Annotated in this window: 15 protein-coding genes; 13 read left to right on the top strand and 2 right to left on the bottom strand. The window is 47.4% G+C overall.

Annotated features, from left to right (window positions below):
* The first annotated feature begins 97 nt into the window (after positions 1–97).
* The 10 genes from safA (at position 98) to yajC (ending at position 7,393) form a co-directional block, all read left to right on the top strand.
* Positions 98–1,288 carry a SafA/ExsA family spore coat assembly protein gene (gene safA / locus G9F50_RS07655; RefSeq protein WP_060562675.1) on the top strand — a complete coding sequence of 397 codons (1,191 nt, stop codon included), beginning with the start codon at positions 98–100 and terminating at the stop codon, positions 1,286–1,288.
* A gap of 148 nt (positions 1,289–1,436) precedes the next feature.
* Positions 1,437–2,030 (top strand): YhcN/YlaJ family sporulation lipoprotein, encoded by a 594-nt coding sequence (locus tag G9F50_RS07650; protein ID WP_060562674.1) that lies wholly within the window; start codon positions 1,437–1,439, stop codon positions 2,028–2,030.
* Positions 2,031–2,163: 133 nt separating this feature from the next.
* Positions 2,164–2,283: a hypothetical protein gene (locus G9F50_RS20755; RefSeq protein ID WP_007612850.1), complete on the top strand. Its 120-nt coding sequence runs from the start codon at positions 2,164–2,166 to the stop codon at positions 2,281–2,283.
* 133 nt (positions 2,284–2,416) lie between these two features.
* Complete coding sequence (locus G9F50_RS07645) at positions 2,417–2,926, top strand: intercompartmental signaling factor BofC (RefSeq protein ID WP_025285052.1); 510 nt, start codon at positions 2,417–2,419, stop codon at positions 2,924–2,926.
* 135 nt (positions 2,927–3,061) lie between these two features.
* A complete protein-coding gene (gene ruvA / locus G9F50_RS07640) occupies positions 3,062–3,667 on the top strand; it encodes a Holliday junction branch migration protein RuvA (RefSeq protein ID WP_003152683.1) in 606 nt (201 codons plus the stop codon).
* A gap of 10 nt (positions 3,668–3,677) precedes the next feature.
* The gene (gene ruvB, locus G9F50_RS07635) at positions 3,678–4,682 is read left to right on the top strand and encodes a Holliday junction branch migration DNA helicase RuvB (RefSeq protein WP_007408185.1); all 1,005 of its coding nucleotides are present in this window, start codon (positions 3,678–3,680) and stop codon (positions 4,680–4,682) included.
* Positions 4,675–4,875: a DUF2905 domain-containing protein gene (locus G9F50_RS07630; protein ID WP_003152687.1), complete on the top strand. Its 201-nt coding sequence runs from the start codon at positions 4,675–4,677 to the stop codon at positions 4,873–4,875. Before ruvB ends, G9F50_RS07630 begins: the two co-directional genes overlap by 8 nt.
* Positions 4,876–4,900: 25 nt before the next feature.
* Positions 4,901–5,929 carry a tRNA preQ1(34) S-adenosylmethionine ribosyltransferase-isomerase QueA gene (gene queA, locus G9F50_RS07625; protein WP_003152692.1) on the top strand — a complete coding sequence of 343 codons (1,029 nt, stop codon included), beginning with the start codon at positions 4,901–4,903 and terminating at the stop codon, positions 5,927–5,929.
* Between the two features lie 27 nt (positions 5,930–5,956).
* Positions 5,957–7,102: a tRNA guanosine(34) transglycosylase Tgt gene (gene tgt / locus G9F50_RS07620; protein WP_007408186.1), complete on the top strand. Its 1,146-nt coding sequence runs from the start codon at positions 5,957–5,959 to the stop codon at positions 7,100–7,102.
* A 30-nt stretch (positions 7,103–7,132) separates the two neighbouring features.
* A complete protein-coding gene (gene yajC / locus G9F50_RS07615; RefSeq protein WP_007408187.1) occupies positions 7,133–7,393 on the top strand; it encodes a preprotein translocase subunit YajC in 261 nt (86 codons plus the stop codon).
* A 51-nt stretch (positions 7,394–7,444) separates the two neighbouring features.
* Here yajC and G9F50_RS07610 read toward each other — a convergent pair whose 3' ends face one another.
* Positions 7,445–7,831, bottom strand: a complete 387-nt coding sequence (locus G9F50_RS07610) for a TIGR04086 family membrane protein (protein ID WP_003152697.1) — start codon at positions 7,829–7,831, stop codon at positions 7,445–7,447.
* A 166-nt stretch (positions 7,832–7,997) separates the two neighbouring features.
* On the opposite strand from G9F50_RS07610, the gene G9F50_RS07605 reads away from it, so the two are divergent.
* Complete coding sequence (locus G9F50_RS07605) at positions 7,998–8,654, top strand: DUF421 domain-containing protein (RefSeq protein WP_003152699.1); 657 nt, start codon at positions 7,998–8,000, stop codon at positions 8,652–8,654.
* Between the two features lie 7 nt (positions 8,655–8,661).
* On the opposite strand, the gene spoVB is transcribed toward G9F50_RS07605, so the two are convergent.
* The gene (spoVB, locus tag G9F50_RS07600; protein ID WP_165417725.1) at positions 8,662–10,218 is read right to left on the bottom strand and encodes a stage V sporulation protein B; all 1,557 of its coding nucleotides are present in this window, start codon (positions 10,216–10,218) and stop codon (positions 8,662–8,664) included.
* A 115-nt stretch (positions 10,219–10,333) separates the two neighbouring features.
* Here spoVB and G9F50_RS07595 point away from each other — a divergent pair, with 115 nt between their 5' ends.
* Positions 10,334–10,630 carry a post-transcriptional regulator gene (locus G9F50_RS07595; protein WP_007408189.1) on the top strand — a complete coding sequence of 99 codons (297 nt, stop codon included), beginning with the start codon at positions 10,334–10,336 and terminating at the stop codon, positions 10,628–10,630.
* A 36-nt stretch (positions 10,631–10,666) separates the two neighbouring features.
* Positions 10,667–12,886, top strand: coding sequence for a protein translocase subunit SecDF (secDF, locus tag G9F50_RS07590; protein WP_060562673.1), 2,220 nt, complete (start codon positions 10,667–10,669; stop codon positions 12,884–12,886).
* The last annotated feature ends 63 nt before the right edge of the window (positions 12,887–12,949 follow it).

Here is a 12,949-nt window from a genome sequence, read left to right as displayed (position 1 = left end):
TTTTATCATCATGCCCAGTCCATCGGCATATAGTGTGAAGAAACGTATTGTAATGACAAATGTACCGTTCACGTTTTGTGCATAGGAGGGGAAAACGTTGAAAATTCATATCGTTCAAAAAGGCGATTCGCTCTGGAAAATAGCTGAAAAATACGGAGTTGATCTTGAAGAGTTAAAAAAACTGAATCATCAGCTTAGCAATCCAGACTTAATTATGCCTGGAATGAAGATAAAGGTGCCTTCCGAAGCCGTTCCGGTCAGAAAAGAACCTAAGGCCGGCTTCGGAACGTCTGCGCATAAGCATGAGCATCCATATGCCAAAGAAAAACCGAAATCAGTTGTGGACATTGAAGACACCATACCAGAAGAACCAAAGCCGTCAATTCCGTATGTGCCGCCAATCCCTGAAAAGCATGAAAATGTGCTGCCGGAAGCTGATATGAACCAATATTACCCGTCCAATCAGCTGTTTCAGCCGTGGTCGCCTCCTAAGCCGGAGGAACCGGTGACACATTTTGTCGAGCCGAAAGAAAAAGAGCATGACAATAACATTCCACAACAGGAGGAAATGATCAACATGGAAAACGCGAATTACCCGAATATGCCAAAGGCGCCTGAAGCCGGAAAGATGGAAGAAGAAAACGCCGCTTATCATCTGCCGAATATGCCAAACATTCCGAATGTCCCGTTTCCGAATATGCCGGCCGTTGAACCGCCTTTTATGCATTACCCGATGCCGTGCATGCCTTGTCCTTGTCCGGTTCCGGTGACACCGATGCTGCCGGGTTCGGGACTATGCCATCCGTGCTTCCCGGTAGGCGGAGGTTTCGGCGGTTTTGGAGGAGGTTTTGGAGGCTTTCCGGTCATGCCGATGCCGTTACCGTACGGATTCCATCATCCGGGATTTGGGCCGCATGCGGGTTACGGTGAATTTGAAAACCAGGCCCATGAAAATGCAGAGCATTATGATGGTTCTGCATCTGGTTTCGGCGGTGCTCCGTACGGTCAAATGCCGTATTACGGCGGATATTCGTCACATTACGCAAACGCGCCTCATCATGATGGGAAATATAAGGATGATGATTGCGGCTGCCATGATTCACATCATCACCACCACCATCACCACGGTTCACATCACCATCACGCAAATATACCTGTGCAGCCGTATCCGAATATGGGTGCAAACGCCGGATATTTTATGCCTTACGGCGGAGCAAATCCTAATGCCGCGCCGAATCAGCCGAGTCCAAATCAAGTATTCGGACGGCCGGAGGAAGAAGAAGATTAATGTTTCGGGACGATGTATGTCGTTCCTTTTTTTATGTCCAACTGAGGAATGGACATAACTGACAAGCTTAAACCCGCCGCCCGCCGCGCATCCTAAACATGAGCGGAAAACGCTCAAAACAGCGATGAATCCACGGGGGGTTTTTCCATTGGGTAAAAAACTGATGACGATCGCGGGCGTTTTAGCCGTGACGGCAAGCTTAACGGCATGCGGAGCAAATAATGCCATGAATGACGGACGCTACAACCAGTCAACACGTCCGGTCGGATATTATTCGAATGATAATGGTAACGGCAGAGGCCAGTACGGCATGGACCATCAAGGACCCGTTTCTGAAATGATGGAAAACCGAAACGGCCGTCATAATACGACAAACGTGTCCGATCAGTACGCGCCTAATGACGGGGTTCCGTTAACGACGGACGGCACATATAATGGCCGAAATGCCAATACGCCGCCGACAGCAATGTCTTATAATGGGTATGACAACGCCGAAAACATCAGGTTGGCGGCAAAAGTTGCAAACCGCGTGAAAAAAGTAAAAGGCGTACAGGATAGTCAGGTTATCGTGACTGACACGAGAGTCGTCATTGCCGTCAGAACAAATCATCCTTTTACGAAAACTGATGATAAACATGTCAAACATGCGGCCAAAAAATTCGCGGACGGCCGTACAATTCAAGTGTTTACCGACAACGCTACTTTTACAAAGCTGCAAGACATGAACAGAAACAGCCGTTAAACGGGACTGCCGGATGATTTCATCCGGCAGTATTTTTATGAATAAAGCTTCATCATTTCTTTACATATTCTTAAAACGCTCTTTATATTGCGGTGTTAACATAAAAGTAATAAAACGTAACGGAGGGGCCGGAATGAAAAAAACGGAGCATGACAAAAGCCGCGGAGCAAAAACTGTGTATCTGACCGTAAGGGGATACCGGCTCAAACTGACGCCCGGACAAATGAAACTGATTTCAGCCGGCCGGGCATAATCATCGCAGCAGCCCTCATTTAGAGAGCTGCTTTTTTTTCGGCTGAAACAGACAAATGAAAGAAAACGATTAAGCACCGGCATCTTTGGTCAAACTAGCATCAAGAGTTTGATTGAATAAAGAGGTGTTATTGGTGAAACGAATTTGCGGTGCTCGTCTATTGTTTATGCTTGTCTTATCGGCTGCAGTCCTGATTTGCGGAGGAAAAGGCGCATACGGGGCGGAGGTTGAGCATTACGGGCCGCTTCGGGTGCACGTCCAGCTGGAAAAGGTCTATCTTGACGGTGATGTCGGCATTGAACATACGGATGAAACCGTTTTAGCGATGGAGGATTTTTGGGCCGCATATGCCGGCTGGACGCTCGTTGAGCAGAAAAAAGGCTTCGTCCTTTTCCGTAAGCATGTTGATGACATTTCTCCGCTCAGTAAGGTTAACGGTTATATCGGGGTCACGGACGGGGGCGTCATCTCCACTTTTCACGGCCGTCCCGGATCGCTGGCCGAGCCGATTCAGTCTTTCTTCCAGATTGATATAGAAAGGCTGGAAAGCCGATTGCAAAAGCACTTGGAACACGGCATACCGTACAGGACAAAAGCGGAGTTTGAGAGCGTGATCGATCATATTAAGACTTACAGCGGCTGACTTTGACGCAAGACATGTGACACATGTCTTTTTTTTTCTGAATGGAAGGTGTCAAAGCGAACATACGTTAACTTTTCTATAAGACTTTGGCTGTTTTTGTGTTACAATGATAAGCAGTCAAAGAGGTGAATAGGTGTGATTGAATTCGTGAAGGGGACGATTGATTATGTATCTCCCCAATACATCGTGATTGAAAACGGCGGAATCGGCTATCAGGTCTTCACTCCGAATCCGTTTATTTATAAGGTAAGCAATCAAGAGACCATTTTTACGTATCATCATATAAAAGAAGATGCCTTTTCTTTGTACGGTTTTTCAACCCGGGAAGAAAAAGCGCTTTTCACAAAGCTGCTGAACGTCACCGGCATCGGGCCGAAAGGGGCGCTCGCCATCCTCGGTTCCGGTGATCCCGGAGCCGTCATCGAAGCGATCGAACAGGAAGATGAAGCCTTTTTGGTGAAATTTCCGGGTGTGGGCAAAAAAACGGCGCGGCAGATTATTCTTGATTTGAAAGGCAAACTGGCCGACGTCGTGCCTGAAATGATTGACAACCTGTTCAATCATGAAGCGCGCATTGAAAAACAAGAGGCTGAAACGGCGCTTGACGAGGCGCTTGAAGCGCTCCGGGTTCTCGGCTACGCCGAAAAAGAAATTAAAAAAGTGCTTCCTCACTTAAAAGAGGAAACGGCGCTTTCAACAGATCAATATGTGAAAAAAGCATTGCAAAAATTATTAAAGTAAGGTGATGTTCATGGATGAACGGCTCGTTTCAAGTGAAGCAGACAGCCATGAATCAATAATCGAGCAAAGCCTCAGGCCGCAGAATCTCGCCCAGTATATCGGCCAAAAGAAAGTGAAAGAAAATCTGCGCGTGTTTATCGATGCGGCGAAAATGAGGCAGGAAACGCTGGACCACGTTCTTTTATACGGGCCTCCGGGTCTCGGGAAAACAACGCTTGCGTCTATCGTGGCCAATGAGATGGGTGTGGAGATGCGGACGACGTCAGGTCCCGCCATCGAAAGACCGGGGGATTTGGCAGCCATTTTGACGGCGCTCGAACCAGGGGATGTGCTGTTTATAGACGAAATTCACAGGCTGAACCGCTCAATTGAGGAAGTGCTGTACCCGGCGATGGAGGATTTCTGCCTTGATATCGTCATTGGAAAAGGCCCGTCCGCCCGCTCCGTCCGTCTCGACCTTCCCCCTTTTACGCTTGTAGGAGCGACGACAAGGGTCGGATTATTGACCGCACCGCTCAGAGACCGGTTCGGGGTGCTGTCGCGCCTTGAATACTATACGCAGGAAGAGCTGACAGATATCGTGTCAAGAACGGCTGACGTTTTTGAAGTGGATATCGAAAAAGCCCCGGCTCTGGAAATCGCCAGACGGTCAAGGGGAACGCCGCGGGTTGCAAACCGTCTGCTCAGAAGGGTGAGAGATTTTGCCCAGGTGCTCGGCGACAGCCGCATCACGGAAGAAATCGCTCACGACGCGCTCGAACGTCTTCAAGTCGATGCGCTCGGCCTTGACCATATCGACCATAAGCTGCTGATGGGCATGATCGAAAAATTCAGCGGCGGTCCTGTCGGCCTTGATACGATTTCCGCGACAATCGGCGAAGAACCGCATACAATAGAGGATGTGTACGAACCGTATCTGCTGCAGATCGGATTTCTCCAGAGGACGCCGAGGGGACGGGTCGTGACTCCGGCTGTGTATGAACATTTTCGATTGGAGGCGCCCGCCCGTGACTGACTTTCCGAAGGTTCTCATGGTTCTCGGTGCCGTTTTGCTTATTGCCGGCGCAGTCTGGCACTTTGTCGGAAGGCTGCCCGGAGATATTTTCGTTAAGAAGGGAAATGTTACATTTTTCTTTCCCGTTGTTACTTGTATTGTGATCAGTGTGATACTATCCATTCTGCTTAATTTTTTCGGCAGAATGAAATAACAATAGACAGAATTAAGGTGAAATGATGAAAGTCGATTTATTTGATTTTGAACTGCCTGAACGCCTCATTGCCCAAGTGCCGCTTAAAGAGCGTGACGCATCGCGGCTGATGGTGCTCGACAAACAGACGGGCGGGCTGACGGACAGTTCATTTAAAGAGATTGTAAGCTTTTTTAATGAAGGGGATTGCCTCGTCTTGAACAATACCCGTGTGCTGCCTGCAAGATTATTCGGCACAAAAGAAGATACGGGAGCGAAAGTGGAGCTTCTGTTATTAAAACAGGAAGAAAATGATACATGGGAAACGCTCGTAAAGCCGGCGAAACGCGTAAAAAAAGGAACGGTCCTGACATTTGGCGACGGCCGGCTGACAGCGGTCTGCACGGAGGAGCTTGATCACGGAGGCAGAAAAATAGAATTCCGGTATGACGGGATTTTTTACGAAGTGCTTGAATCACTCGGTGAAATGCCGCTGCCTCCTTATATTAAAGAGCAGCTTGATGATAAAGAACGGTATCAGACCGTCTTTTCAAAAGAAATCGGATCTGCCGCAGCTCCGACGGCCGGACTTCATTTTACGGAAGAGATTCTGGACGAGCTGAAGCAAAAAGGTGTGCGGATTGAATTTATCACACTTCATGTGGGACTCGGCACATTCCGCCCGGTCAGTGCGGATGATGTGGAAGAGCATAACATGCACGCGGAATTTTATGAAATGACGGAAGAAACCGCCGCCTCTTTAAACGAGGTCAGAAAGGCGGGAGGGCGTATCGTGTCGGTCGGGACGACATCAACGCGCACCCTGGAAACCATTGCCGGCGAGCATGACGGCGTATTTACCGCTTCAAGCGGCTGGACGTCCATCTTCATTTATCCGGGATATGAATTTAAAGCGATTGACGGCATGATCACCAATTTTCATCTGCCGAAATCTTCCCTTATTATGCTCGTTTCTGCGCTTGCCGGCAGAGAGCATGTTCTTTCCGCCTACCGTCATGCGGTAGAAGAGGAATATCGTTTCTTCAGCTTTGGCGACGCCATGCTGATTATCTAATTTGAATGACAGGAGGCCTCATACAAAGTGGCTGAACAACCGATACGTTATGAATTTATAAAGGAATGCAAACAAACGGGAGCGCGCCTGGGCAGAGTCCATACGCCCCACGGCTCCTTTGAAACGCCTGTATTTATGCCGGTCGGCACGCTTGCTACGGTAAAGACGATGTCTCCGGACGAGCTGAAATCTATGGATGCGGGCATTATTTTAAGCAATACGTACCATTTATGGCTCCGCCCGGGACATGACATTGTAAAAGAAGCGGGCGGGCTTCATAAGTTTATGAACTGGGACCGCGCGATTTTAACGGATTCCGGCGGTTTTCAGGTCTTTTCATTGAGCAAGTTTCGTAATATAGAAGAAGAAGGCGTTCATTTCCGCAATCACTTAAACGGAGACAAGCTGTTTTTATCTCCGGAAAAAGCGATGGAAATTCAAAACGCCCTCGGCTCTGATATCATGATGGCGTTTGATGAGTGTCCGCCGTATCCGGCAGAGTATGATTACATGAAACGCTCTGTGGAACGGACCAGCCGCTGGGCGGAACGCTGCCTGGAGGCGCACGGGCGCTCAGATGAGCAGGGGCTGTTCGGAATCGTACAGGGCGGAGAATACGAAGACCTGCGGACACAAAGTGCAAAAGACTTGGTTTCGCTTGATTTTCCGGGTTATGCCATAGGCGGGTTATCTGTCGGCGAGCCGAAGCACGTCATGAACCGAGTGCTTGAGTTTACAACTCCGCTTTTACCGAAGGACAAGCCGAGATATTTAATGGGTGTGGGTTCACCGGATGCCTTAATTGACGGCGCCATTCGCGGCGTGGATATGTTTGACTGCGTACTGCCGACCCGGATTGCCCGAAACGGCACGGTGTTTACGAATGAAGGGCGTCTGAATATGAAAAACGCCAAATATGAGCGTGATTTCCGTCCGATTGATGAAGAGTGCAGCTGCCATACATGCAAAAATTACTCCCGCGCTTACATCAGACATTTGATCCGCTGTAATGAAACGTTTGGAATTCGATTAACAACTTACCATAACCTTCATTTTCTGTTACACTTAATGGAGCAGGTCAGACAAGCCATCCGGGAGGATCGTCTTGGTGATTTCCGAGAAGAGTTCTTTGAGCGTTACGGCTATAATAAGCCAAATGCGAAAAGCTTCTAAATAAAACCATTCTTGAAGGGAGGGAAACAGATGGGTACTTTAGGTACAATCGTTCCTATTATTTTAATGTTTGCAGTGCTTTATTTCCTGCTCATCCGTCCGCAGCAAAAGCAGCAGAAGGCCGTACGCCAGATGCAGGAAGAGCTGAAAAAAGGGGATACAGTGGTGACAATCGGAGGATTGCACGGCACTGTTGATTCAATTGATGAAAGCAAGGTCGTCATTAAAACAGGTGATAACACCCGTTTAACATTTGACCGCCGCGCAATCAGAGAAGCTTCCGCTGAATAACAGCGAAGCTCATACATACAAAAAAAGAGCGGAGAATCCGCTCTTTTTTTATTACGCTGATCTGCTTCCTTTCAAATTCACTCCGAAAATGCCGCCCAGCATACTGACTCCCAAAAAGCCGAGATGAAACAAAAGCTGACCGGATGTAAACGTTTTTCCGAACCCTAAATATTGAAACAGCAAGATGATTAATGAAAAACAGACGGCGGTTAACGCTCCGATCATCCAGCCTTTTTCTTTCGCTTTGCCGCCCGATATAAAACCGCCCGCAAATAAAGAAAGAAAGGAAAGCGCGGTGATCAGCCAGCTGAAAGATGACTCTTCCATTGAGGTAACCGTCAGTAAAAGCGAAATCGCCAAACTCGTAAGAAGCATCACCGCAAAGATAGCCACTAAGCCGTACAAGACGCCTCTTCCCACTTGTTTCGTTTCTTCCATTTTTATCTCCTCTCCGCTCTGCGGCCTGATATATGACAAGCCGGAGCCTGTCTTTTTCTAAATGTATTCTCTGAATGTTCGAATTAGACGTAAATGCATGATGTTCAGCCCGTTTCTTACATAATTCAGAGCCGATGGCAAATGCTATGACCGTTGGAGGTGCGATATGGAAGATATTTTCATTATTACGTTTCGTACGATTGTGCTTTATTTTATCATTCTTGTGATTTTCAGACTGATGGGAAAACGGGAAATCGGAGAACTGAGCATTTTAGACCTTGTCGTCTCCATTATGATTGCCGAGATTGCCGTATTGGCAATTGAAAATGTAAAAGATAAGCTTTTGCATACAATTGTGCCGATTGTCGTTTTAATGATTATTCAAGTAAGCCTTGCTTTTATTTCGCTCAAAAGCCAAAAAATACGGCAGCTGCTTGACGGAAAACCCACCATTATTATCAAACAGGGAAAAATTGATGAACGGGCGATGAGATCGCAGCGCTACAATTTTGACGATCTTCTTATGCAGCTGAGGGAGAATAACATCGATAGAATCTCTGACGTGTCATACGCCATTCTGGAGTCTTCAGGCAAACTGTCGATCGTCAAAAAGAAAAACAATAAGGATAAGCAGATGGAAACATCGCTTATCGTTGACGGGGTCATTCAGAACGAGCATCTGGACAGAATCGGGAAAGATAAACACTGGCTCGAAAAAAATTTAGCAAAAAGAGGATATCGCGATCTTTCGGTTATATCATTCTGCACGTTTACGGACGGCGCTTTTTTTATTGATCTTAAAGATGAAAAAGGGGAGCCATGAATCGGTTTCACCGCGTCACGAACTTGCCGATGACCGGAATCCGGATCAGCTCTTCCCTTTTAATCAGCCTGAATAACAGAAGAAGCGCTATATACAAAATCGCGGTCATTGCAATCCAGCCTGTGAGATTAACAGCCTCTGACCCTGAAAAATGAACGGCGTGCTTGATGATGCGGCTGACATAGCCGCAAATGAATATGACGGCAAAACAGAGCGCGTATTCTTTTATTTTAATGCTGATCGGAAGCACCTTGCTTACGGTGGCTGCATGCAGCAGGGTGACAAGGACCATCCCCGTTACAATCGCAAGTGCGGCGCCCATGATGCCCAAGGAAGGCCTGGTCGCCAAAACAAAAATTAGACCAGTTTTGACAGCGGCGCCGATAAAACTGTTCATCATGGCGGCTCCGGCTAAATTGAGAGCCTGCAGCACCGCCTGAAGGGGCCCCTGAAAATAGTAAAGCAGAAAAAACGGCGCCATCACTTTAACAAATACCGCCGCATTCGTTGATCCGTACATGACGGACATCAGTTCATCAGCGAAAGAGAATAAAATAACCACCGAAATGCCTCCGCTTAAAAGACACAGCCGCATCGCCTGTTCCAGACGGTATTCGACAACTTGCAGCTTTTTTTGCTCCATTCCTTCACTGATCGCAGGAACAAGTGCCGTTGACAGAGAATAGGTTATAAAGCTGGGCAGCGTCAAGACCGTCATGGCAAATCCGGTCAGCTCCCCGTACTGGCTGGTGGCGGCAGCGGTGGCCACTCCTGCAATCGCAAGGCTTTGCGCGACGACAATAGGTTCAAAAAACCAAGATAAATTTCCGATGAAGCGGCTTCCGGTTGTCGGGAGCGACACGCTCATCAGCTGGCGGAATGTTTCTTTTCCATTTGCGATCGACTTGAAAAATTGTTTTCTGATTCTGATTGTTTTATTTGCTTTAAAACAAATGAATAAATAAATAAGAGAGGCAAGCTCCCCGATGACAGACGAAATCATGGCTCCGGCTGCGGCATATTCAATCCCGTACGGCAGAAACACCGTCGTGCAGACCGCGACAAGTGAAATCCGCACGATCTGCTCAAGTACTTGGGAAAACGCCAGCGGGTTCATATTCTGCCTGCCCTGAAAGTAACCGCGCAGCACGCTGGAGATCGCGATAATCGGCACGACGGGCGTAATCGCCAGAAGCGGGTAAACCGTGCGCTGATCCGTCAGCATCGTTTCGGACATAATCGGCGCAAAGCATAAAAACAGTGGCGTGAAGATGAGACTTAATATCCCGGTGACGGTAAGCGACATCACTAAAATATGTTTCATTTTCTGCCGGTCCCCCCGCGCGCTCGATTCAGCGACAAGTTTGCTGATGGCAACGGGGAGGCCGAATTGAGTCAAAGTGGTGGCCAAGAAAAATGTCGGGGCAGCCATCATGTATAAACCGACCCCTTCTTCACCGATAAACCGGGCGATAACCACCCGGTTGACAAAGCCGAGCATTCTCGTAATCATCCCGGCTGCGATGAGAATAAGAGTGCCCCTTAAAAAAGTCTGTTTTGCCATTTTATAAACCCCTGCCTTCTCAAACTACCTGGAATCATATACAATAAAGATATGCGCCGATGTCGTCCGAGCATGACAAGTCTTCGAGAAAAATGGAAAAAGGAGCGAGCGCCCAGTGGAGAAACATCCCGCCGAAATGTACAAAGATCATTTGCGGCCTTTCTTGTACAGTAAACTTGAAGAGTTCAAAATCCTCGGATACGATGATGTTGAGCACGAGAGTTTATGGTCATACTTAATACATAAAAAGTGGAAACAGAAAAAGGAACTGCCGCTGCATGAATTGGCCGGTCATATTTTATCAGTTAAAATTGGCGATTTTATGAACTATGCAACCGTTGAAGCTTTTAAGTCGTCTAATTGGCTGGAAAGCGATGAGGGTCAGGAAGCTTTAGATGAACTGCTGAGATAATGATTTGACGGCATAGGTTTAAGGAGGAAATACATAATGAAAAAAGGACGCTTGATTGCGTTTTTCCTGATTGTATTATTGATCGGCACAGGGCTGGGGTATTTTACAAAACCGGCTGCCAATAATATTACGTTAGGATTGGATTTACGCGGCGGGTTTGAAGTTCTGTACGATGTGCAGCCCGTCAAAAAAGGCGATAAAATCACAAAAGACGTGCTCGTCAGCACGGTGCAGGCGCTGAACCGCCGGGCTAACGTTCTCGGCGTAAGCGAGCCGAACATTCAGATTGAAGGAAATAACCGCATCCGCGTACAGCTGGCGGGCGTCACGAATCAGAACAGGGCGCGCGAAATTCTGTCAACGGAAGCGCAGCTCTCGTTCAGGGATACGAATGATAAAGAGCTGTTAAACGGCTCTGATCTCGTGGAAAACGGCGCGAAGCAAACCTTTGATCCGACGACGAACGAACCGATTGTCAGCGTTAAGCTGAAGGATGCGGATAAGTTCGGCGAAGTGACGAAAAAAGTCAAGAAAATGGCGCCTAATAATCAGCTTGTGATCTGGCTTGATTACCAAAAAGGCGATTCATTTAAAAAAGAAGTCGGCAAAAAACATCCGAAATATGTATCCGCTCCGAATGTGAGCCAGGAATTAAACACGAAGGATGTCACGATTGAAGGCCAGTTTACCGTTCAAAAAGCGAAGGATTTGGCCAATATTTTAAACGCGGGCGCGCTGCCTGTGAAACTGACCGAAAAATACTCTACTTCAGTAGGGGCGCAATTCGGACAGCAGGCTTTGCATGATACGGTAGAGGCCGGCATCATCGGTATTGCAATTGTTTTCTTATTTATGCTGCTTTATTACAGACTGCCTGGACTCATAGCGGTAATTACGCTTTCTGTATACGTGTATATTACGCTTCAAGTGTTTGACTGGATGCAGGCGGTGCTGACGCTTCCGGGTATTGCGGCGCTCATTTTGGGTGTCGGGATGGCGGTTGACGCCAACATCATCACCTATGAACGGATAAAAGAAGAACTGAAACTCGGCAAATCCGTCCGCTCAGCTTTCCGTTCAGGGAACAGACGGTCATTCGCGACGATCTTTGATGCGAACATCACAACGATCATCGCAGCGGTCGTGCTCTTTATTTTCGGGTCAAGCTCTGTAAAAGGGTTTGCGACGATGCTGATTTTGTCAATTCTGACAAGCTTTATTACAGCTGTCTTCCTTTCAAGATTCCTGCTCTCCCTTCTCGTGGAAAGCAGATGGCTTGACCGGAAAAAAGGCTGGTTCGGCGTCAAGAAAAAACACATTATGGATATTCAGAAGACCGACGAAAATACTGAACCGCATACGGCATTCCAAAAATGGGATTTCACGAGCAAGCGAAAATATTTCTTTATTTTCTCAAGCGCTGTAACCGTTGCGGGAATTATCATCTTACTGGTCTTTAAACTCAACCTGGGAATCGATTTTGCAAGCGGCGCGCGGATTGACGTGCAGAGCAATCATTCTTTGACGGCGCATCAGGTTGAAAAAGATTTTGATTCTCTCGGCATGGAGCCGGAAAACATCGTGCTTTCTGGTAAAGAGAACCATGTTGCCGCGGCCCGGTTTGTCGGAGAGCCATCTAAAGAAAAAATCGCTGAAATCAAAACGTACTTTAAGGACAAATACGGATCTGAACCGAACGTCAGCACGGTATCGCCGACAGTCGGAAAAGAACTGGCCCGTAATGCTTTATATGCTGTCGCCATTGCATCAATCGGCATCATTATTTACGTATCAATACGTTTCGAGTACAGAATGGCTATCGCCGCGATTGTATCCCTGCTGTATGACGCTTTCTTTATCGTCGCGTTTTTCAGCATTACAAGGCTGGAGGTTGACGTAACCTTTATCGCCGCTATTCTCACCATAATCGGTTACTCGATAAATGATACGATCGTTACATTTGACCGGATACGCGAGCAGATGAAAAAACGCAAGCCGAAGTCATTTGCCGATCTGGAACATATCGTGAATCTGAGCTTGCAGCAAACCTTTACACGTTCGATCAATACGGTCTTGACCGTTGTGATTGTTGTCGTCGTGCTGCTCATTTTGGGCTCATCGTCAATTACAAACTTCTCCGTCGCCTTATTGGTCGGTTTATTGACGGGCGTTTATTCCTCTCTTTACATCGCCGCGCAGCTGTGGCTTGTATGGAAAGGTAAAGAATTTAAAGGGAAAAAATCAATCGAAGAGTAAAATGGGAACAGGCTGTCTTGCAGAAGGCAGCCTGTTTTTTTAGGCCGCATTGAACTTAAAACC

The sequence above is a fragment of the Bacillus sp. EKM206B genome (assembly GCF_011066015.1).
In the GTDB taxonomy this organism is placed as follows: Bacteria; Bacillota; Bacilli; order Bacillales; family Bacillaceae; genus Bacillus; species Bacillus velezensis.
Note: the sequence above shows the minus strand (reverse complement) of the source record. Positions and strands in the feature narration are given on the sequence as shown.